Consider the following 22164-nt stretch of genomic DNA (forward strand, 5'->3'; position numbering starts at 1 on the left):
TCAATTGACTTCACGAAAAAGCCGAATATATGGCAGCAATGAATCACGTTATTAAATCAACACGGTGTCTTGCAATCGGAGAGGGTCCATATATGGTATTACAGACTAGTAATATTTTTATCTTCTGTTAGAATGCGCGCCATCTCGCCAAAGGCTCGTTGCTTTACGATAAAAAGCAACATCAACGCAATAAAGAGACGATGAACTGGGTAGACTTTTCCATACTGGGTATCATTGCGGTATCTACCTTAATAAGCCTGATCAGAGGGTTTGTTAAAGAAGCCATCTCGTTAGTGGTATGGTTTGCTGCACTCTTTATTTCAAGCAATTTCTACGCTGACCTCGCCGTTTACTTCACAGCCATTGACGATCCTTACTTAAAAAACGGTGCTGCAATTGCAGCATTGTTTGTCACCACGCTCATTCTTGGCGGCATGATCAATTACGTGATTAGCCAATTGGTTCAGGCAACAGGGCTGTCTGGAACAGATAGGGCCCTCGGTATAGTTTTTGGCGCACTGCGTGGCGTGCTTATAGTTAGCGCATTGCTCTTTTTTATGGATACCTTTACTGGTGCAGCTTCCTCAGATTGGTGGCAAGCATCGGTACTCATTCCAGAGTTTGGTGTCATCATTGAGTGGTTTTTCAGCTATGTGAAAGACTCCTCCAGTTTCTTAAATCCCGCTTGAAATAGGTAACGCACATGTGTGGTATAGTCGGAATAGTTGGTAAAACGCCCGTAGCTCAGTCACTGTACGACGGTCTAACGGTTATTCAACACCGTGGACAGGATGCCGCAGGCATAATGACTATCGACCAAAATATGTTTAATTTGCGTAAGGCAAATGGTTTGGTTCGAGATGTTTTCCATACGCGTCATATGAAGAGGCTGTCTGGCAACATGGGTATTGGCCATGTTCGCTATCCTACCGCGGGTACATCAAGCTCTGCAGAGGCGCAACCGTTTTATGTGAACTCGCCGTTTGGTATTGCCTTTGCTCATAACGGCAACCTCACCAACGCCCATGAGCTACAGGAAGAAGTATTCCGCATTGCACGCCGCCACATCAACACCACCTCAGATTCAGAATTATTGCTTAACATTCTTGCGCATGAACTGCAGCAGGTAGCAGGTTTAAGCGTAAGTGCCGAACACATTTTTGAAGTGGTAACGAAAGTTCATAAGAAAATTCGTGGTGCCTACGCAGTCGTTGCGGCGATCATCGGCCAAGGTATTGTAGCGTTTCGCGACCCGCACGGTATTCGTCCTCTAGCACTCGGTAAGCGTATGAGCGAGCTGGGTGAGGAATGGATGGTGGCATCTGAAAGCGTGGCGCTTGATGCTGTTGGCTTCCAGTTTGTGCGCGATGTAATGCCAGGTGAAGCGGTATTTATTACCGAAGAGGGTCAACTGCACACCAGACAGTGCGCCGAGAATCCAGTAACCTCTCCGTGTATCTTTGAGTTTGTTTACTTTGCTCGCCCAGATAGCTTTATAGATGGCATTTCAGTTTATGCATCGCGTGTAAACATGGGCCGTAAGCTAGGTGAAAAAATTAAGCGCGAATGGGCAGATCTGGATATCGACGTGGTTATTCCTATTCCTGAAACGTCGATGGACGTGGCGCTTCAAATCGCAAACACACTGGATTTGCCATATCGCCAAGGCTTCGTTAAAAACCGCTACATTGGCCGTACTTTCATTATGCCTGGCCAAACCATGCGTAAAAAATCAGTACGCCGTAAGCTAAACGCAATCTCATCTGAGTTCAAAGGTAAGAGTGTACTACTTGTCGATGACTCTATCGTGCGCGGTACTACATCAGGTCAAATCATTGAGATGGCGCGTGAGTCAGGTGCGAAGAAAGTATACTTTGCGTCAGCTGCGCCAGAAATTCGTTTCCCAAATGTGTATGGTATTGATATGCCATCGGCAAACGAACTGATTGCTTATGGTCGTGAAATCGATCAAATTGCAGAGCTTATCCAAGCAGATGGCCTTATCTTCCAAGACATTTCTGACTTAGTGGATGCCGTTCGCGAAGAGAACGAAACCATTCAGCGTTTTGAAACGTCTGTTTTTGATGGTAACTATATTACTGCGGATATCGACCAAGAGTACCTTGAGAGAATTGATATGTCGCGCGGTGAAGCGTCAAGAAAAGCGCCAGTGATACAAGCAGAGCTTAGCAATCTTGATGTGCATAATATTGATGCTGCTGATTAATGTAAGACGCTCTTTGATATAACAACAAGCCGCTTTTTGAAGCGGCTTTTTAATGCTTTATTTCAATGAAAGAGGCTAGTGAACAAATACTGGTCCGCCGGACAGTCCCCATACCAAAACTGAACCTGTCATTAGAATAACGAGCAATACTAGCCCACATGTCACTACCGAGCTTGAGTAAATGAACCCTTTATCTTCTGGCATATGCATCAAAATTGGCACGCCAGAATAGAGCAGGTATACCGAATAGCTAATACCGACTAACAGCGCCGTCATCACTACCCAGAGTTCTGGGTAAAGACCTGCGAAGCCCACCATAAACAACGGTGTAGCCGTGTAGGCCGCAAGTTCCAGCGACTGCGTATAAGTTGGCGTCGCATCAAACGCTTTAGCCAACTCATGAATAAGTACAGCCAATGCGACCACGCCTGCAATTAAGCCAAAATACATGCCTATACCCATCATTATGGCGGTATTTTCGCTAAGGCGAATTATGTCACCTGCGCCGATACTCCAGCCAGTATGGGCACTGGAATAATAGGCCACGAGTGAAGGAATGAGAGATATAAAAGCGATATGGGTAAGCGCGTAAAAATAGGTTTCGTGTTTGGTATCAATGGTTTGCCACTCTTCTTTTGGATGAGTGTAAATACCAATTAAATGATTCAAAATCATAAAGTCCTGCCTTATTCACCAACGTTATTATTTTAAAAAATATTGTTGTGAGGCAGGGGGAACACACGGATTAACCGTAAAACCAAGGAAATACAAACACAGCGCAAAGCGCTAAACACTGCCGTTAACAATATGTTTACAAATTGAGTGTGCAGCAGAATTACTAAGCCGTCAATATAAATTGATTAATTTATAAACGGATGCAAAGCGTTAACTTTTAGCGTGGTGCGCCTGAGTGGAAACGCAATTCGTCATCGTCGCTTTCAATCAATGATCTTTCAACGTCTCCGAAGTGGGCAACGCGCTCTGAAATATCAGTTTTAGCGATTTGCCCAGCCAGCGTTAGGTAGTCTTCAAAATGTCTGGCTTCTGAACGCAGCAATGACACATAGAACTTACCTAAATCTTCGGAAACATACGGCGCAAGTTTGGCAAAGCGTTCACAGGAGCGCGCTTCAATGTAGGCACCACAAATGAGCTTGTCGATGAGCTTTTCAGGTTCGTAAGTGCGTACGTGACGCAATAAGCCATTTGCGTAACGACTGGATGTTACCGACTTATATTCAAACCCCAACTCGTGCATAATTTCTAGCACTTGGTAAAAATGATGAAGCTCTTCTTTAATTAGCATGACCATTTTATCAAGCATGTCTTTTTTAAAAGGGTCTAGCCCTTCTGTGTTAAATACATTTTTGGAAAGGTGCTTAGTATTAAGCGATTGCCAATCGCCTTCGTGGCGGTAAGTGAAGTCTTCGTAAGGTTTCAACCAGCCCAGCAATACCTTACTGGTTTCCTCATTGGCTACATAGCGGCGAAGTAGGTACATAGCCGACTGAGCCGCTTTAAGCTCGCAAATTAGGTGGTCAGTAAGGATAACGCGAAGGTTTTCCTCTTTCTGCGCTTCGTCTATCCACGACTGTGGCGTCTCGCAATGTAAAAAGGCATTGATTGGTGAAAGTAGAGACGTGACTTCAGAAGTGGATATTACAGACATGTTGAAACTCAATTTTAAGTGCTACGGTTTTTCAGTTACATTTGAATTTGGCTGCTGCCAACGCTAGTTTCGGCAGTTCGGTTTATAAAAGTACAAATTTAGCGTATCTGAATTGGACCGCAATTTTACTTGATACCAACAAGCCCTTACAACTTAAAATAGAGGCCAATAAATTACAAAATGAATTATCTTGCCCATCTTTTCTTAGCCCGACCAACTGCCGATTCTCAATTCGGTAACCTACTCGGTGATTTCAGGCGGGGTGTTGATATTAAAGAGTTTGGACAAGCGGTACGGCTAGGTCTTAAAAACCACTATGAAGTCGATAGGTTCACCGACAGTCATACCAGCGTCTTAGCAGCAAAGGCGTTATTTCATAAAAGTCGTCGGCGCTTTGCACCTGTGGCGCTGGATATCTACTTCGATCACTTGCTAATTAAACATTGGGCGTCGTTTACAACACAGGGTTTTGACGAATTCAGGGAACAAAGTTTCGCATTGTTAGAACAGCGATTGCCCACTATGCCAAGAACGATGCAGCACAGGGTCGGGCATATGATAACCCATGACTGGTTTGAAGATTATGCTAAGGAAGAGGGCATTGCTAAGGCGATTACTGTGGTTGCTAAACGTATTCGTTTTCCCAACACGTTTCATCTTGCTGTGGATGATATTAATGCGAACAGAGACGAGATTGAAGCGAGATTCCTAACGTTTTTCCCTGAACTCATTACACACATAAAAATCAATGGCCCTGAGAATATTTGAAAGGCTTAACCGTGTTACAGAAATGTATCGAAGAAATTGGTCGTTTTGTCGTTCATTGCTAAGCTGTCATGTGAACAGCGATATAGTAAAGCGTGCAATACAAAGACAACACAAAAAAGATAAAATTAACGACACTCAAAGATAATAATGATGAATATTCAATCCTTAGTTAGAAATACATCGCCCGTATTATTAAGTCTGGGTAAAAATAAACACAAAGCGCAATCGCACGCGACCCTAGCATGGTTAACGGCAGCCTTAATTGCTTTTGTAAGCTTAACTACCAGTGCTTCAGCGCAAGAAGAAAGCGCATCTGCCCATGCTCGTTCAATAAAAATTGATAGCAGTGTAGTGACAGAGCACGAAACTAAAATCCTAGGCAAGCGCGTAAAGTACAGTGCTACCACGGGTACTCAACCGGTTTGGAACAGTAAAGACGAAGCGGTTGCCACTTTGTTTTACACTTACTATCAGCGCACTGACGTAAAAGAGAATACTGAGCGCCCGCTTATTATTTCTTTTAACGGTGGTCCAGGCTCTGCGTCAGTGTGGATGCATGTAGCCTACACAGGCCCTCGTATTCTTAATATTGACGATGAAGGCTATCCAGTTCAGCCCTATGGTGTTCAAACCAATCCTTACTCCATTTTGGATGTGGCTGACATTGTGTTTGTTAACCCAGTGAATACAGGGTACAGCCGCGTGCTGCCTAAAGCTGACGGCAGCATGCCATCGCAAGATGAACAGCAGAAAATGTTCTTTGGTGTAAATGCCGATATTAGCTATTTGGCAGACTGGGTGAATACTTTTGTAACGCGTAATAATCGCTGGCGTTCACCTAAATATCTTATCGGTGAAAGTTACGGCACGACGCGCGTGTCAGGATTAGCATTAGAGCTTCAAAATCGCCAATGGATGTACTTAAACGGCGTTGTGCTTGTATCGCCAACCGATATTGGTATAGAGCGCAACGGGCCGGTAAAAGCCGCTAATCGACTGCCTTATTTTGCTGCCGCGGCGTGGTATCACAATAAGCTTGAACCCGCGTTGCAAAACAAAGATCTTACTGAGCTATTGCCTGAAGTTGAAGACTTCACCATCAATACGCTTATTCCTGCTCTGGCCAAAGGTGGCTTCATTGGTGAAACGGAAAAGCGAGATGTGTTAACGCAAATGGCACGCTATTCTGGGTTAAGTGAAGCGTCTATTGCGCAAAACAACTTAGACGTGAGCACTGCATTTTTCTGGAAAGACTTACTGCGCGACGAAGGGAAGACGCTAGGTCGTTTAGACAGCCGCTATTTGGGTATAGATGCTAAGCAAAGCGGCGACCGCCCTGACTATTGGGCTGAGCTAACATCATGGCTTCATTCGTTCACGCCCGCTATTAATTACTATTTGCGTGAAGAGTTAAACTACAAAACTGATATTAAGTACAACATGTTTGGAAACGTGCACCCGTGGGATAGAAGCAATAATCAATCGGGTGAGAACTTGCGATTAGCCATGGCGCAAAACCCGTATCTGAATGTGATGATTCAAGCTGGCTATTACGACGGCGCAACGAACTACTTTGATGCCAAGTATACGATGTGGCAGCTCGATCAAAGTGGCAATTTAAAAGACCGTTTGAGCTTTAAGGGATATCGCAGCGGCCACATGATGTATCTGCGTCGCGACGACTTAAAACAGTCCAACCAAGACCTACGCGAGTTTATTAAAATGAGCACACCAGGCAAAGGCATACCTGCTGAATACAAGCGATAGTACGTCTGAAAATCTAAAGACAAGGATGTCAGGTTTTTTTACATTATATTAAACTAATTCATTATTTATTTTTTAAGCTTCTGTATTTAAAAGCTATTTTAGATTTGGCTTACACTTTGCTAAATCGGGTCTGCTAAATAATGAAATTCTTATTAACATAAACTACAAGGACGTATACATGAAAAAGTCTTCGCGTTTTTCATTATCCCTGTTGGCGAGCGCAGCGCTAGCATTCTCAATCTCAAGCACCACAGCCAATGCTTCAGTGCTCCTTTCCGGCTGGGAAGGCTCTACTGAAAGTGGATTTGGTAACTTAGCGATGAATGGTAACGACGACGGTTCATCGGGCGCTATCGTATTTGACGCATTTGAATCGCTTGCCTTCGATAGTGGCGTAAATTTCTTTGGTACTTCATACGATAGATTCTTCATTAACAATAACGGTAATATAACCTTCAATGGCACCGTGAGCTCCTTTACGCCAAGACCCTTCCCCATAAGCAACCAGCCAATGATCGCGCCATTTTGGGGCGATGTAGATACGCGCTGTGCAGAGTGTGGCGACGTGTTTATCGGTTCACCGAATGAAAACACGCTGGTAGTGACATGGAACGATGTTGGTTACTACAGTCAAAACAGTAACCCCACAAACACGTTCCAATTAGTGTTAATTGATCGGGAAGACACAGGTGCGGGAAATTTCGACGTTGAGTTTAGATATGAAGATATCGGCTGGACTTCAGGTAGTGCGTCAGACGGCGTTCCAGCACAAGCGGGTTATGACGCGGGAGATGGGGAAAACTTTTTCACTGTGCCGGGGTCTCAAACCGCCGCTATCGCTGATATAGACGAAAGTAACAGCAACACGGGCACGCCTGGTATTTGGAAGTTTGCTATTCGCGATGGCGTACTACCGGGTGATACTCCAGAAAACCCTATATTGCCTATTGTTAATCCAGAAACACCGACAGACTATGAATTTGAATTCTCTATCGATGATCCAGATGAACTTGTATTCATCGACCCAGACGTAGCAGTAGGCTATGACTATATTGTAAATAGTGGTCCAAATATCGCGTCAGTACTTTTGCCTGAAGGTTACGACGACAACATGTTTGACCTATTTCTTTGGGACAATGTTCTGATGGATTGGTTCGATACAGGCACAGATATCACTGGTGGTGAGGAGTACGACTTCAATACCCCAGTTGACCGCTTCAGAATTATGGGAATTGATGTTTCGAATATGCTCGAGCCTACGCCTGACGCATTTGTAACCGGCCTCACTTTCGATGGTTCTGGCGTTGTTAATATGAACCAGAATGCCGTTACTGTGTTTGTACCTGATCCTGTATCTGTGCCAACACCCAATACTCTATTTCTAATGCTAAGTGCAATGTTTGCTACGCTTGTCATAAGAAAGCGGAAGCAATAAAGTTGTCATAAAAGAGGGGGAGCGTGCGCTCCCCGTTTTGCTAAGAGGTGAAAGTGAAATATTTAGTAGCAGTTAGTTTAGTATTTGCATCGTTCTTTTCATGGGCTGTAACCACAAGTGATTTTGGTAGTTGGAGTTTGCTATGTAATGATTCATCTGTGTGTACGCTCAGCCAGCTCGTTGCCAAAGACAAAGAAGCAAAAAAAGTGCTATTGGGCGTCAACGTTGACTACTCCTATTCGCAAGATTTTCCAGTATTGAAAATAAAGCTTCCAAAAAATACACTCACAAAAAATGGTGTAGGAGTAAAAATAGACGATTTTGCATCCATACAAGTGCCATTCTCAGGCTGTGACGAGAAGTCTTGCCAAAGTATAGTGAAAATCGACAACGAACTTTTGAAACAAATGCACAATGGACAGACTATGTTAATTGCGTTTCAAAAATCTGAAAACCAGCAAGTTACCTTGCCCATATCGTTGACAGGTTTTGAGGAAGCTTACGCACAGCTAAATCAAAGTATTCAAAAGTAAATGCACAGATACTCGTCTATTTTTGATATTTTGATACGCTGAATGCGGCTAGCTGCGCTAAACATTCAGCGCAGCGCTCTTTCAGCATATCTCTGAATAGTCTTACTGCTGGAGTAATAGATTGGCGGCTAGGGCAAATCAGCCAAAGCTGTTTCGGTTTAGGTTGATATTCGGGCAACAAGGTTACAAGTCGACCCTTTAAAATGTCGTCGCACGCATCTAAGCCAGATTTAACAGCAACACCTTTACCCGCGACGGCCCAACGCTTTACTATTTCTCCGTCGTTTGCGGTTCTGTTGCCTCGCATTTTTATCTTCAGCGGTGTCCCTTTGTGAAAAAACTCCCATTCGTTATATACCTTGTCGTGTAGTTGGTAAAAAAGCCCGTTGTGTGTTTGCAAGTCTTCAAATTTTTCAGGAGCACCATGAGAGCTGATATAAGAAGGGGAGGCAACAAGTAAACTTGGTACATCACAAATTTTGAAACCGTATACATTCGCATCGGTTGGAGTACCGTACCTTAGCGCTAAATCGACGGGATCGCGATAAAAGTCAATGTTGCTGTCACTCAGGTTGAGCTTTACGGTTATTTTGTCATGTAAATCCATAAAGTCATCTAGCCACGGCGCAATCACATTTCGGCCTAAATCAGACGATAAACCTAACCTAAGCTCGCCCTCAATCACGCCAGTATCGCCCTTTAAGTTCTGCTTGGCATTAGCCAGCATTGACATGGCTTCTTGGCACGTTGGCAAAAACCTTTCACCCGCAGACGACAGACGTAGTGAGCGTGTAGTACGAACAAATAATTCGGCACCAAGGGCCTGTTCTACGCGTTTGACCGCAGCACTCGCGGTTGCTGTACGCATATTCAGATGTGTCGCTGCTGCAGTAATGTTTCTAAATTCAGCAACTTTTATTACTACATTCAAGTCGTCGAGTAACATGGCTTTCAAAAACTATTTGATAATGTTTCTTTTATTGTGCTGTTTATCCAAATTTAATCAAGAGTATGATGATGATATTACTCAAAGGAGAGACAAATGATGAAAGCTATTGGTTATACCCACTCACTTGGTATTAATGAGCCTAATGCACTGATGGATATTGACATCGAAAAGCCCAGCGCGTCGGGTCGAGATTTACTTGTAAAAATAAGTGCTATAGCAGTCAACCCGGTCGATTATAAAATTCGTCATCGCGTTAATCCTAATGGAGGTGATCCCAAAATTCTGGGGTGGGATGCAGTAGGTGAAATCGTTGATATAGGCGCTGATGTTACCGAGTTCGCAGTTGGTGACAGAGTTTACTACGCTGGCGACCTTACCAGAGCCGGCTCAAACGCAGAGTTTCAATCAGTTGATGAACGTATTGTCGGTAAAGCGCCTAAGTCTCTGTCAGACAGCGATGCTGCGGCACTTCCTCTAACCACAATCACAGCATACGAATTGTTGTTTGAGCATCTTGCTCTAAGGCAACAAAGTGAAAAGAGCGATGAGGTTGTGCTTGTGGTAGGCGCAGCTGGTGGCGTGGGTTCTATTATGCTGCAATTGCTTAAAGTACTAACGGGGGCTACCGTGATCGCCACTGCCTCGCGCGAAAGCTCAAAAAGCTGGGTTCAGGAGTTAGGTGCCGACTACGTAGTGGATCACAGCAAGCCTATGGCTGAGCAAATCAAGGCGTTAAACATTGGTGAAGTGACTCATGTCGCAAGTTTAAATAATACGCACCAGTACATTGAAAGCTTTGTTGAAGTTATGAAGCCGAAGGGCAAACTAGCGCTAATTGACGACCCAGAAAGTCTTGACGTAGCCAAGCTTAAGCAGAAGAGCTTGTCACTTCATTGGGAGTTCATGTTTACGCGCTCAATGTTTGAAACCGACGATATGGCAGAGCAAAGCCGCTTACTTACTCATGTAGCATCGCTTATCGACGACGGTAAAATTAAGACTACTGTAGGCAAGCATTTAGGTAAAATAAATGCGGCTAACTTAATCGAGGCTCACAAAATTTTAGAAGAAGGGCGTGCTATAGGTAAGTTAGTGCTAGAGGGCTTCTAAAGAAAGCGTGCTTAAGGTTATATTCCGTAATACCATTCACTTGTCTAAAAAAATGAGTAACGACGGGAACTTGTCACTCGTAGGGGCGAGTCAGATAAACCGAAGGCACCATATTAAGGTGCCTTCTTTTTATGTACTTAGCCTTGAACATTAACCAAAGTACGGCCAGAAATCTGCCCTTTTAAGATTACGTCTATTTTTTCATTTACCGCATCAAGGGTCACTTCCTCGGTAAGGTTATCAAGGCAGTTTAGCTTCCATTCACTAGCAAGCTTGTCCCACAACCTCAATCTTGGAGGCATTGGGCACTGCACAGAGTCGATTCCAAGCAATGAAACGCCTCGCAAGATAAATGGAAATACGCTCACGTTAAGATCTGCAGCAGCCGTAAGACCGCAGCACGTCACCGTGCCGCCATATTGCGTAGCTTTGATTGCCTGTGCTAGATACTCTCCGCCTACTGTATCAACGGCGCCAGCGAATTGCTCTTTAAGCATGGGGCGTTCTTTGTTCTCTAATAGTTCGTCGCGAGTTATCACTTTGCTTGCGCCAAGTGTCTTTAAAAATGACTCATGCTCTTTTTTTCCAGTGCATGCCACAACCGAAAAGCCAGCTTTGGCCAACAGGGCAACAGCGACAGAGCCCACGCCTCCTGTAGCGCCAGTGACTAGAATATCGCCTTTGTCAGGAGTCACGCCGTGTTCAACCAAGCCTTGTACCGATAGTCCTGCAGTAAAACCTGCGGTACCAATGATCATTGACTCTCTCAACGTAAGTCCATTTGGCTTAGCTACCGCCCATTCACTTGGAATTCTGATGTATTCGCCAAAGCCTCCAGCGGTGTTCATGCCGAGGTCAAATCCGGTGACAATAACTTCGTCTCCTTCTTTAAAGCGATTGTCACCACACGATACCACCGTGCCTGCTGCATCAATTCCTGGGGTATGAGGAAAGTTTCTGCTCACACCTGGATTGCCGGTGGCTGAAAGTGCATCTTTGTAGTTAAGCGATGAATAATGCACCTTAATGAGTAGCGTGCCTTCAGGCAAGTCATCAAGTGAACGCTGCGTTACTTTACGCGTAAAGGGTTTATCTTCCTGCTTTTCTACAAGCAAAGCTTTAAACGATGTCATACCTGTCTCCGTTAGTCGAATGATTACGCTACCCATTGTGACGATATATAAACTTTGCGCAAGTATGCACTTTTTAGTAGGGTAGTACCCTAAAAGATACTATTGGCGTGATGTAAACCCTTTGCTCGATTGGTCGCTTTAACAAAGACCACTGAAATCAATGTTGACATCAATAATAATGCCTTTTACGTAGTGAATATGAACGTAATTACTCTAAGAGGGAGTAGTATGACCGCAACTTTGAACAGTGTAATGGCAGAGGAAAGTGATGTGACATCAGACATTGATAATAACGCCGTCCTAAAAAGCCAGATACAAGATAATGCGCCCAATGCTGCAGAAAATAAGAACGACTCAAATCAATACATTTGTGGCGTAGCAGTATCCCTTGAGATAATAGGCGGTAAATGGAAAGGGGTTATTTTGTGGCACCTTTGCCATAAAACGCTACGTTTCAGTCAGTTGCGTAGACGATTGCAAGGCGTTACCCAAAAAATGCTTACACAGCAGTTAAGAGAGTTAGAGCGTGATGGGTTGGTAAACCGGAAAGTGTATGCAGAAGTGCCCCCTCGTGTAGAGTATTCTCTGACCGATTTAGGCCGTACACTAGAGCCAACTTTACGTCAGCTATGTGACTGGGGTAGGGCGTATAACGACGACTACAGATAAAACACCAACATAAACTAATACGTCATTTAGGTAAACGAGTACTGAGTTAATTCACAACAATACCAGTTCTTCTGGTGGGGCTTGTAATACTTAAATCGTAATGGCTAATCCAAGGTTTACGTGTCGCTAATGCGTTTAAGCGCATTGACGACACGTGTTAATTCCTGAATAGCTGAGCGCTAAGTAGCTAAACTATCGCTAAAGATTGCGCTTTAAGCAAGTAGCGTGTTGATTGACAATACGCTTTCTTCACCATTATCCACCGTATGAATAGTTGCATCCATTGTGCTGAAGTTCACGTTTAGTGACGCCGCATGGTTGCCGTTTTTCCACGAAAGCACGAATACGTTGTTGACGTAACTCACGTCAAATACACCGTTAAAAGCATCGCTTTCGTTTCTTAGCCTAATAAGCTGCATCAGGCCTTTAACCACTGGCTTCTCAACGGCTTCTTTTACCATGGCAGTAGACAAGTATGGGCGGTTGATGTCGCGGCCAACATTGGTTTTAGCAAGTAACGCCATGTCGTTTTCAACAGCAAGCAAGCCACCGTAATAAACTTGAGGGATACCCGGGCTAAAAAATTGAATGGCGCGTGCAACCAAATAAGCGAAGTCATCTTTACCTAACGCATCGTAATATGTGCAGTTTACCTGGTAAAGGTCTACATTATTTGCAGCGGCACCGGTGGCTTTTTTAGACTCGCCATTGGAATTTTCATGTATTTGGTCAACGAGCGAATTAATCGCATCTGCGGTAAGCAGGCCTGGTTTGTCACCATTCGCGCCCACGTCAACAATGCCGATGCCATCGTGAGTATCTAGCACGGTAAAGCAGTTACGTGGCGAAATTGAAAGCCAGTATGCCAATGCCTCTGCATTTTTAGAGAACAAGGTGTGTAGTACAAGTGGAGGTAAAGCGAAGTCGTAAACACTGTCGCAACGCGCAGCAATATCAATTTGAGTTTGATAGTGACTGTGTATTTCGACCAAACACTGCATGCCCATACCACGTGCGCGGTTTGATAATTCTTCGATAAATTCGAAGGTTTCTTCAAGCATAAAGCAGTTCGAACCCGCGCGTTTAATTGCATAGCCCGCCGCATCTAAGCGAATAAGATCAACATTACTTTCAGTAAACGACTGAAGAATAGAAGATAGGTAATCTTTGCCTAACTGTGACTCCACATCAATATCAATTTGATTAGAGGTAAAAGTTGTCCAGAACGGCACGGTTTCAGGGTTACCAGTCTCTGTGCCCACCTCGTAATCGCTGAAAAACGGTGTGGGTCGAGGGCGGAACACTTGTGCTATTTGTTCGTCAATTTGCGTTTGATCGTTGCCCTTAAAAATATCTTCCTTGGTTAAGAACAGCGGCCAATAACTCGATTCGCGCCCGTTTTTCAGCACGTCTTTGAACGCTTCACTTTGCCCCGACATATGGTTAACAATGAGGTCGGCCATGATATCTACCGATTCGCCAAGCTTTTTAACGTTGTCCCAATCGCCCAAGCGCTCATCGACCAAGGTATGATCGATAGGATCGAAACCCGCGTCTTCACCATCGTAAGGGTAGTAAAAAGGAAGGATGTGAACACCCGTAAACAGGCCACCTAACGGGCCCTGAAGTATGCTTGTTAGACTCTCGATGTTGCCATCGCCTAGTCGGTCTGCATAGGTGATTAGTTGAACGCCATTGCGTATAGACATGATAACTCTCCAAAATTCAGCATGCGCTTGCTCGTACTTCTCTTACGTATCGCGAGCACACATTACTACGAATTAAGCACTACCAGTCTGGCAGATTCAAAATTAACCATGTAACGGGTTTAGCTTAATTCTTAATCTTCTGCTATTGACTGACCAAATTTGGTTGAGACTCACAGAAAATCAAAATCTTAATCGATTAAGATAAAATAGCAGTAGAATAGAAATTTGTAAATGAGAAGTTTAAAAAATGGAACTGTCGAACGCTCATGCGGCGGTTTAAATTAGGCAAGTTCTAAGGCAGGATAGCTCGTTCGAGGGCTGTTCAATAGTAGGAAATAGCGAACAGGGCATTTTTAAATACGAGTACGGACCGCTAGTCTGGAGACCTTGTGTCTGATGACTCATTATTCGCTAACTCGTCAAATTCTCGCTTTGCTTCTTTCCACTTAGCAAGCTTTTCGTAGTATACGTCCCAAATACATGGGCAACACGAACCTCCGCCGCAACAATCGTCTCTTAATGGTTTCTCTGGTTCTTCGGGTAGCGACTTCATAGCACTTATCCTCGACTTTCTTCCTTAAAAATATCTAAATCTCAGATAATATTTTCAAGGCTTAACAATATCCTCACGTGCAAACCTAATGTTTAAGCGCAGAGAATACAACTTTACCTGTGTATGTTACTCCTTATGATACGCCTTTGCAGCTTGAAAGGTTACAAAGGCGTTTAAGCTATTTTCGTTAATAAGTGAAAGCTGACATCAACGCCATCATGCTTATGGTGTTACAACTTCATACCACCAGATGCCTCAATCCTTTGGCCGTTAATCCAATAACTATCATTACTTAATAGCGCTGCCATAACGCCACCTATATCTTCGGGTTGGCCAACGTGGCCTAAAGCGGTCTGAGAGGCTATAGCATTATTGACTTCGCTATTATCGCGAACATAGCCACCGCTAAAGTCAGTCTCAATGGCACCTGGAGCCAGGGTGTTTACTCTAATTTTACGGGCTCCTAACTCTGCAGCAAGGTAACGACTCATTACCTCTATGGCTCCTTTAGCCATACCGTAGGCGCTGTATCCCGGGAAGCAGAATCTTGCCAAACCAGAGGAAATATTCAGTATTGCTCCGCCATCCTCAATAATAGGTAACAGTGTTTGGGTTAAAAAATAAGGTCCCTTCACATGCATATCAAATAGCGTATCGAACTGTTTTATACTTGTTTCTGTAAAAGAAGCATTTAGACCAACGCCGGCGTTATTTACCAGATAGGTAATAGCCTGTTTGCCAAATTGATTATTCAGGACGTCTTTAAGCGTAACCAGAAATTCCGGGAACGAATAATGCGAGGAGGCAGTGTCAAGGGGCAGGGCACAGGCCTTTCTTCCAATGCTCTGAATCTCTTTAACAACCTCATCGGCTGCTGCTTCATTAGTGTTATACGTGATAACAACGTCTATCCCTTTTTTCGCCAGTGCTAATGCGCCAGCACGCCCAAGACCTCGACTTCCACCTGTTATTAATGCAATCGCCATTGTTATCTCTCTTTGTTGATTAATTCGTAGACGATTATATTGACTAAAATTGGTATGAAAAACCTACCTAAAGCGATAACATTGTTCTTATTTGGTGAACAATAGGCGAAAGATGGACAGGTTCGATATGCTTACACGGTTTGTAGAAACCGCGAGATTGGGAAGCTTCAGTGCGGCGGCTGCACTTCTAGGTTTACCGAAATCGAGTATTTCTCAAGCGGTAACAAATCTTGAAAAGCAGTTGGGCACGCGCCTTTTTAACCGAAGTACGCGAAGCGTTTCTCTCACCTCTGATGGAGAAACGTTTTTGCCGCAAAGTATTGCCTTATTGAGTGAATGGGACGCCTTACAATCACAATTCATAACGTCAGCAGACAGCGTAAGTGGCGAGCTTCGTATCGATATGCCAAGCCGATTTGCAACCAATATTCTGCTTCCCATTTTAGGTGAGTTTATCTCTACTTACCCCAAGATTACGTTGCGAGTAAGCAGTGTCGATCGCAAAGTTGACCTTATTAAAGAAGGGTTTGACTGTGTGATTAGGGTTGGTGAATTAGCGGATAGCAGTTTGGTTGCCCGTCGCCTTTTAACTTATCCAATTTATAACTGTGTAAGTCCTGATTATGCGACGAAGTGGGGCATACCGCAGTCGCTGGAAGATTTAGCTAATCACAAGCTTATTGATTATTCCCATACCCTAAGCCATAAAACACCAGAATTTGAATTTATGAAAGGCAGAGAACTCCATGGCGTCGAAATGCAAAGCTTGTTAAGTGTTAACAGTACCCAGGCCTACTTTGCGGCGTGCGCAAGTGGATTAGGTATTGCGCAAATTCCAAGTGTGGGGGTTGAGTCAGAGCTGAAAGAAGGAAAACTAATTCGTGTGCTTCCTGAATTCGAGGCCCAGGCGATGCCGGTAAATCTCCTGTACCCCTCTAGAAGACAAATGCCACTTCGATTAAAAGTATTTTCAGAATGGTTAGTTGATAAATTACGTGAAAACAAAAAGCCCTGTTGAATTACAGGGCTTAGAATGTTGTGTCGTATTAGCTAGCTAAATACTAGCTCAATGAGCATTAATCAGCTGGAAGCTCTTCCGACGCTTTATTACCATTTAGGTTTTCTGGTGCTGCCACAATAGGTTTAGGTTTTACGGCATTGGCCTTGGTCAGTATGTCGCTGTTGCCTGTTACCAAATCATCTAATGTGCCTTTTTCCGCATCGACCAAGCCCACTTCACGCAACATAGAGTCTACCAGTGGGGCGTTAGCACGATAGCTTAGTGCGGCTTGCGTTACTTGTTCAGCTAAACCACTACCAGCAGTAGCAACGGTGTGATCGCCTTTCACGCCACTCCCTTGGCCGTAGCCTTGAAGAATTTTAATACCTTCTATGTTTTCAAGTGGCTTAACGGCGTGTGCCACAAGCTCAGGCAATATTTTGAGCATGGCAAGGGCTTTTTGCAGCTCAATTTGCTCGGTCTTAAGCGTATTTTCAGCCTCATAAAGCGCTTGTTTACCTTGTGCTTCAACAGCAAGCACTTTCTCATCAGCTTCAGCCTGAAGCATTTTTGCATCGGCAGCGGCCTTAGCTTCCGTAAGAATAGCGGCAGCAGAGTTTTCAGCTGCTTCTTTCTTAGCTTGTGCTTCTACGGTAATGCCCACAGCCTCACGCTCTGCCTCTTTACGCGCGTCTATAACTTCAATTTGTTTCTTACGCTCAGCTTCTGCCACCATTTTCGCTGTGGTTACTGCTTCCACTTTTTCTACTTTAGCCTTTTCCGCTTCAGCAGCTTTAGCACGTGCGGCCGACTCTTCCTCAGATTTTGTCGCAACGGCAATTTGTTTAATTTGCTCAGAAACCTCAACTTCTTGCTGCTGACGAATGCGCGCTTGCTCTAATGCCTGACGCTTAGCAATTTCTTGGGTTTCAATTTCCCGTGATTTTTCAATTTCCGCAGCCTCGATAGCACGGTTTTTAGCAATCTCTGCTTCGCGCTCTTCCCGTTCTTTCATTTCGCGCTGCTTAGCAATTTCTGCTTTTTGTTCCTGACGTTTAAAGGCAAGAATTTGCTCTTGGGCTAAGCGAGCTTCTTCTTCATCTCGTTTCACCTCTAGTGATTGTTTCTCAGCAGCCAAATTACGCTGTTCAATGAAAATGCGGTTTTCTTGTTGAATATCGTTGGTTTCTTTGCGTTTTTCTTCAATGATCTTCGTTAAGCGTGCTCGCCCCTCTGCATCGAAAGCGTTGTTCTCATTGAAAAACTGTAGGTCGGTTTGGTCAAAACCAGTCAAGCTTACCGATTCTAACTCAAGACCGTTCTTTTCAAGGTCGTTAGCTACGCTTTGCTGAACTTTTTGTACAAAGTCAGCACGCTGTTCATGCATTTCGGTCATGCTCATTTCAGCAGCTACGGCACGTAGTACGTCAACAAACTTAGACTCCATTAGTTTCTTAACTTCTTCAGCGCGAGTGGTGCGCGTTCCTAGCGTTTGCGCAGCCATTGATATGCCATTGGCATTGGGGGCCACGCGTAAATAGAAGTCTGCCTTAACATCAACACGCATGCGATCTTTGGTAATAAGCGCGTCTTTTTGAATTTTTTCCACTTCTATACGAAGGGTGTTCATATTTACTGGAATGATTTCGTGAACGACAGGAAGCACGATAGCGCCACCGTCCTTAATGACTTTTTCACCGCCTAAACCGGTTCTTACGAACGCTGTTTCTTTCGTCGCGCGGGTGTAAAGTTTGGCAAAGATAAGGCCAATAACGATAAGCCCTACAACAATAGCACCGGCAATAAAGAGTATTGACGGCAAGCTAGATGGTTGAATTGTATCCATACTTTTATCTCTTTTAGGTTATAGGTAGCGGGTTGCTAACCAGCTGTGTTGTCTTTTCTGAACTAAAATGACGCGCTCTCCCTGTGCGAACAACTCTTCATCTTCGAAAGGTTCTACTAACACAAAATGAGGCTGTGAATAATGGTCGGTAAACTTTGCTTCAGCTGGGTTGCCTCGGCTTGCTTTTCCAATCGTGATTTCGGCCACAGACCCAATGAAGTCATCGCTGTTTACCGCACTAGACTCTACACTAGGCAACAAGCCTGAAATTACCTTTACGGTTTTAGCTGTTACGAATGCGCCAATAACAAATGCAAGAGGAACGGACAGGAAAGCTGGCAAGGTATAGCCGAGTGCACTCGCTGTTAAGCCGTTAACCATCAAGCCAACTAAACCGAATAGAGTAAGAAGTACTACTAGGTAAATAAGAAAGGGAACTTTATTGATATTAAGCCAGTTGGCAAACGAGGTATTAAGAAACCCATCGCCATCAAACTCTGCAAAATCATCGCCTAACCCCAACAGGCTTATACCAAAAATAGTGCTAACAAGTTCTAGTATGAAAATAAAGAAAACGGCTATAAGCGAAATGCTAAACCAGAAGTTTGTAGGGGAAAGAAGAACATCTGTCATTTACACCGTCCATGATGACTAACTTGCTTTTATTCTTTATACCACAGAACAAAAATTAAGCCAGCGTCTAACACATGTACTTTCGGCTAGTTTGTAACAAATAATGATGGTGACTAACTGAAGTTATGTTTCTGCAGCATCACATCATTTTCAGTAACCTTCAATACACTGCCTTGATCATACCAATCGCCAAGTACAATACGAGTTGCAGGCTTGCCGTTTGCTGTAAGGCTATGAATGTTGGGTCTGTGTGTGTGGCCATGTATCATGCGCTGCACGCCCCATTTTTCCATGACTTTCACCACTTCTTCAGGCGTGACATCCATAATATCTGGCTTAAGATTTTGCTGCTTTGCCTTACTTTCCTTGCGACCGTTATCGGCAACACGCTGTCGATACCATAAAGGAAGCGCAAGCATTAAACGTGGCCACCACCAACCGCGGGATTTCTTGCGAAACTTTTGATAAGCAACATCGCGAGTGCATAGTTCGTCACCATGAGTAAGCAGGGTAGGTGTGCCGTATAAGTCTACAACTTCTTGTTCGTTTAATAACGTCATGCCGGCTTTTGATAGCCACTTTTCACGTATGGCGAAATCGCGATTACCGTGAATGAAGTATATAGGGCAATGCTGACTCACTGCCTTGAAAGCTGATGCTATGGCAGTGTTAAATGGAGTAACGTTGTCGTCGCCAATCCAAACTTCAAACAAGTCACCAAGAACGTAAAGTGCATCAGCATTAATCGCATCTTCTTTTAAAAAGCGCATTAAGCATTCTGTAATGTCAGGGCGGTCGGCACTTAGGTGCAAGTCGGCAATGAAGTAGGTGAACGACATAAATCTTCTTATTGTGGTTTAAAAAGCCGCGTTAAAGTAACGCGGCTTGTTTTTAACTCAAGGCCTTGAGTATGTCTTGAAAATCATATTGACCAAGGCGTTATTGAGACAGCTATTCAAGCATAGATGTCAGCGGCTATTTAAGAAATAGTCGCTTTTTCAATGATAACAGGCTCAACAGGAACATCCTGGTGATAGCCGCTGTTACCGGTTTTAACGGCTTTAATTTTTTCAACAACATCCATACCTTCAGTTACTTTACCGAATGCACAGTAGCCCCAACCATTGACAGACTTGCTAGAGTGGTTAAGGAAGTCGTTGTTATTTACATTAATAAAAAACTGAGCCGTCGCAGAGTGTGGATCTTGGGTACGCGCCATCGCGATTGTACCCACTTCGTTTGCTACGCCGTTGTCCGCTTCGTTTTCAATAGGGTCTTTTGTGTCTTTCTGATCCATATCTGGCGTAAAACCACCACCTTGGATCATGAAGTTGTTGATTACACGGTGAAAAATAGTGTTATCAAAAAAACCGTCTTCAACGTAAGAAATGAAGTTAGCTACCGTTTTAGGCGCTTTATCTTCAAAAAGCTCTAGGGTGATGTCACCGAAATTTGTTTTTAACGTAACCATTGTGGTTTGTCCTGTGTGTTAGCATACATATAAAGTGGCGGCATTTTAGCGCAAAACGAGTCGTTAGCGCAAAGAGACGGTTATCGCAAAACCCAGCAATATCGTTGCAAAAGGCTTGTACCATTTAAATCGTGACAGTGCTAAACTTTGCGGCCGAAAAATTATGACATATAGGAAATATAGACATGCTACATCTTTACAACACCCGAACCCGTGAAAAAGCGAAGTTTGTACCGCTTCAAGAAGGGAAAGTGGGTTTGTATGTTTGTGGTATTACCGTTTATGACCTAAGTCATATGGGTCATGCCCGTACTTACCTGAGTTTCGATGTCTTAGTACGCTACATGCGCCACCTTGGTTTAGATGTGAAGTACGTGCGCAATATCACTGATATCGACGATAAGATTATTGCTCGCGCCAATGAAAATGGCGAAAGCTTTGAGGCGCTAACTGCACGCACTATTGCCATGATGCACGAAGACTTTGCGGCGATTAACTTACTAGAGCCAGACGTCGAGCCGACAGTAAGTGGACATATGGATGAGATCATTGAAATTATCCAGCGACTAATGGACAAAGGCTACGCCTATCAAGCCAAAAGCGGCGATGTACTATTCGACGTAAGCAAGTACGAAGATTATGGCAAGTTAAGCAAACAAGACTTAGATCAGCTTAAAGCGGGTGCTCGTGTTGAAGTGGCGGCAGGAAAAGACGACCCGCTAGACTTCGTACTGTGGAAAACCACCAAGCCTGGTGAGCCGGCATGGCAATCGCCATGGGGCGAGGGACGTCCGGGATGGCACATTGAATGTTCTGCAATGAATCATAAGCATCTTGGTGCGCACTTTGATATTCACGGCGGTGGCTCAGATTTAACGTTCCCACATCACGAAAACGAAGTGGCTCAGTCGTGCTGTGCGTATGACACACCTTACGTAAACGTGTGGATGCACGCGGGTATGGTACAGGTTAATGACGAAAAAATGTCTAAGTCATTGGGTAACTTTTTTACCTTGCGCGATGTGCTTAAAGAGCACGACTCAGAAACATTGCGTTTCTTCCTGATGTCGGCGCATTACCGTAGCCAGTTAAGTTACTCTCAAGACAATATTACTCAAGCGAAGTCCGCCCTAGAGCGTTTGTATACAGCCCTTCGTGGTGTTGAAGTAGATGAAAGCACTGATCTGAGCTACGGTGGCTATATGAAGCGTTTCGAAGCAGCAATGAACGACGACTTAAACGTACCTGAAGCTTTTTCGGTGTTATTCGACGTGGCACGTGAGCTTAACCGCCAAAAAGACAATGCTGACGAAGCGGGTAAATTGGCCGCGGTTCTTAAAGGTCTAGGTGCAATTTTAGGTATGCTTCAAAGTGACCCAGATACTTACCTTAAAGGCGGTGAAGGCAATGACGATGAAGCAGCAGAGATTGAAGCGTTAATTAAACAGCGTAACGATGCCCGTGCCTCCAAAGACTGGGCAGCGGCAGATGCCGCACGCGATGCGTTAAACGCAAAAGGCGTAGTGTTAGAAGACGGTCCGAGCGGTACTACGTGGCGTAAAGCGTAATTAGCACCCAATACTTTTTAACAGAATAAAAGCCCGCATTTGCGTAATGCCGATCAGTTAAGAAAATTTTCATGATCGGTTGACCGATCTTTTTAAGGCTTCAAAATCCGATATCAGTCTCTGGTATCGGATTTTTTA

General features: G+C 44.1%; 21 protein-coding genes. 10 read left to right on the forward strand and 11 right to left on the reverse strand.

All coding sequences use genetic code 11. The features are described 5' to 3' along the window. Positions 1-200 precede the first annotated feature (200 nt). On the forward strand, positions 201-689 hold the full coding sequence (locus BIZ39_RS15965; protein ID WP_014949942.1) for a CvpA family protein: 489 nt from the start codon (positions 201-203) through the stop codon (positions 687-689). A gap of 14 nt (positions 690-703) precedes the next feature. Beyond that, positions 704-2227 carry an amidophosphoribosyltransferase gene (purF, locus tag BIZ39_RS15970; protein ID WP_187447444.1) on the forward strand — a complete coding sequence of 508 codons (1524 nt, stop codon included), beginning with the start codon at positions 704-706 and terminating at the stop codon, positions 2225-2227. Between the two features lie 75 nt (positions 2228-2302). On the opposite strand, the gene BIZ39_RS15975 is transcribed toward purF, so the two are convergent. Beyond that, positions 2303-2902, reverse strand: a complete 600-nt coding sequence (locus BIZ39_RS15975) for a Yip1 family protein (RefSeq protein WP_014949940.1) — start codon at positions 2900-2902, stop codon at positions 2303-2305. A 217-nt stretch (positions 2903-3119) separates the two neighbouring features. After that, entirely contained in the window at positions 3120-3896 is a 777-nt protein-coding gene (gene miaE / locus BIZ39_RS15980) for a tRNA isopentenyl-2-thiomethyl-A-37 hydroxylase MiaE (RefSeq protein WP_187447445.1), read from the reverse strand. Positions 3897-4076: 180 nt separating this feature from the next. Here miaE and BIZ39_RS15985 point away from each other — a divergent pair, with 180 nt between their 5' ends. The 4 genes from BIZ39_RS15985 (at position 4077) to BIZ39_RS16000 (ending at position 8399) form a co-directional block, all read left to right on the forward strand. Next, on the forward strand, positions 4077-4664 hold the full coding sequence (locus BIZ39_RS15985) for an ACP phosphodiesterase (protein ID WP_187447446.1): 588 nt from the start codon (positions 4077-4079) through the stop codon (positions 4662-4664). 150 nt (positions 4665-4814) lie between these two features. Continuing rightward, entirely contained in the window at positions 4815-6431 is a 1617-nt protein-coding gene (locus tag BIZ39_RS15990; protein WP_014949937.1) for a S10 family peptidase, read from the forward strand. Positions 6432-6609: 178 nt separating this feature from the next. Beyond that, complete coding sequence (locus tag BIZ39_RS15995; protein WP_101565064.1) at positions 6610-7866, forward strand: nidogen-like domain-containing protein; 1257 nt, start codon at positions 6610-6612, stop codon at positions 7864-7866. Between the two features lie 53 nt (positions 7867-7919). After that, positions 7920-8399: an invasion associated locus B family protein gene (locus tag BIZ39_RS16000; protein WP_187447447.1), complete on the forward strand. Its 480-nt coding sequence runs from the start codon at positions 7920-7922 to the stop codon at positions 8397-8399. A 16-nt stretch (positions 8400-8415) separates the two neighbouring features. Here the strand turns inward: BIZ39_RS16000 and BIZ39_RS16005 are convergent, their stop codons facing one another. After that, entirely contained in the window at positions 8416-9345 is a 930-nt protein-coding gene (locus tag BIZ39_RS16005; RefSeq protein WP_187447453.1) for a LysR family transcriptional regulator, read from the reverse strand. Positions 9346-9444: 99 nt separating this feature from the next. Here BIZ39_RS16005 and BIZ39_RS16010 point away from each other — a divergent pair, with 99 nt between their 5' ends. Continuing rightward, entirely contained in the window at positions 9445-10458 is a 1014-nt protein-coding gene (locus BIZ39_RS16010) for a zinc-binding alcohol dehydrogenase family protein (protein WP_187447454.1), read from the forward strand. 137 nt (positions 10459-10595) lie between these two features. Here BIZ39_RS16010 and BIZ39_RS16015 read toward each other — a convergent pair whose 3' ends face one another. After that, a complete protein-coding gene (locus BIZ39_RS16015) occupies positions 10596-11591 on the reverse strand; it encodes a YhdH/YhfP family quinone oxidoreductase (RefSeq protein ID WP_187447448.1) in 996 nt (331 codons plus the stop codon). Between the two features lie 228 nt (positions 11592-11819). Here BIZ39_RS16015 and BIZ39_RS16020 point away from each other — a divergent pair, with 228 nt between their 5' ends. Further along, positions 11820-12260 (forward strand): winged helix-turn-helix transcriptional regulator, encoded by a 441-nt coding sequence (locus tag BIZ39_RS16020; protein WP_222936658.1) that lies wholly within the window; start codon positions 11820-11822, stop codon positions 12258-12260. Between the two features lie 212 nt (positions 12261-12472). Here the strand turns inward: BIZ39_RS16020 and gtfA are convergent, their stop codons facing one another. The 3 genes from gtfA to BIZ39_RS16035 form a co-directional block, all read right to left on the reverse strand. Then, the gene (gtfA, locus tag BIZ39_RS16025; RefSeq protein ID WP_187447449.1) at positions 12473-13969 is read right to left on the reverse strand and encodes a sucrose phosphorylase; all 1497 of its coding nucleotides are present in this window, start codon (positions 13967-13969) and stop codon (positions 12473-12475) included. Positions 13970-14342: 373 nt separating this feature from the next. After that, positions 14343-14522: an oxidoreductase-like domain-containing protein gene (locus tag BIZ39_RS16030; protein WP_014949928.1), complete on the reverse strand. Its 180-nt coding sequence runs from the start codon at positions 14520-14522 to the stop codon at positions 14343-14345. Between the two features lie 230 nt (positions 14523-14752). Continuing rightward, the gene (locus BIZ39_RS16035; protein ID WP_187447450.1) at positions 14753-15508 is read right to left on the reverse strand and encodes an SDR family NAD(P)-dependent oxidoreductase; all 756 of its coding nucleotides are present in this window, start codon (positions 15506-15508) and stop codon (positions 14753-14755) included. Positions 15509-15620: 112 nt separating this feature from the next. Between BIZ39_RS16035 and BIZ39_RS16040 the strand changes: the two genes are divergently transcribed. Next, on the forward strand, positions 15621-16526 hold the full coding sequence (locus BIZ39_RS16040) for a LysR family transcriptional regulator (RefSeq protein WP_187447451.1): 906 nt from the start codon (positions 15621-15623) through the stop codon (positions 16524-16526). A 58-nt stretch (positions 16527-16584) separates the two neighbouring features. On the opposite strand, the gene BIZ39_RS16045 is transcribed toward BIZ39_RS16040, so the two are convergent. The 4 genes from BIZ39_RS16045 to BIZ39_RS16060 all read right to left on the reverse strand — a co-directional run bounded on the left by BIZ39_RS16045 (position 16585) and on the right by BIZ39_RS16060 (position 20458). Then, positions 16585-18354, reverse strand: coding sequence for a flotillin family protein (locus BIZ39_RS16045; RefSeq protein ID WP_039236487.1), 1770 nt, complete (start codon positions 18352-18354; stop codon positions 16585-16587). A gap of 18 nt (positions 18355-18372) precedes the next feature. Continuing rightward, a complete protein-coding gene (locus BIZ39_RS16050; RefSeq protein ID WP_049586876.1) occupies positions 18373-18987 on the reverse strand; it encodes an OB-fold-containig protein in 615 nt (204 codons plus the stop codon). Positions 18988-19100: 113 nt separating this feature from the next. Beyond that, a complete protein-coding gene (lpxH, locus tag BIZ39_RS16055; protein ID WP_014949923.1) occupies positions 19101-19826 on the reverse strand; it encodes a UDP-2,3-diacylglucosamine diphosphatase in 726 nt (241 codons plus the stop codon). Positions 19827-19966: 140 nt separating this feature from the next. Next, entirely contained in the window at positions 19967-20458 is a 492-nt protein-coding gene (locus tag BIZ39_RS16060) for a peptidylprolyl isomerase (protein ID WP_014949922.1), read from the reverse strand. Between the two features lie 185 nt (positions 20459-20643). On the opposite strand from BIZ39_RS16060, the gene cysS reads away from it, so the two are divergent. Beyond that, a complete protein-coding gene (gene cysS / locus BIZ39_RS16065; RefSeq protein ID WP_187447452.1) occupies positions 20644-22026 on the forward strand; it encodes a cysteine--tRNA ligase in 1383 nt (460 codons plus the stop codon). The last annotated feature ends 138 nt before the right edge of the window (positions 22027-22164 follow it).

Source organism: Alteromonas sp. BZK5 (genome assembly GCF_014349115.1).
GTDB lineage: Bacteria > Pseudomonadota > Gammaproteobacteria > Enterobacterales > Alteromonadaceae > Alteromonas > Alteromonas macleodii.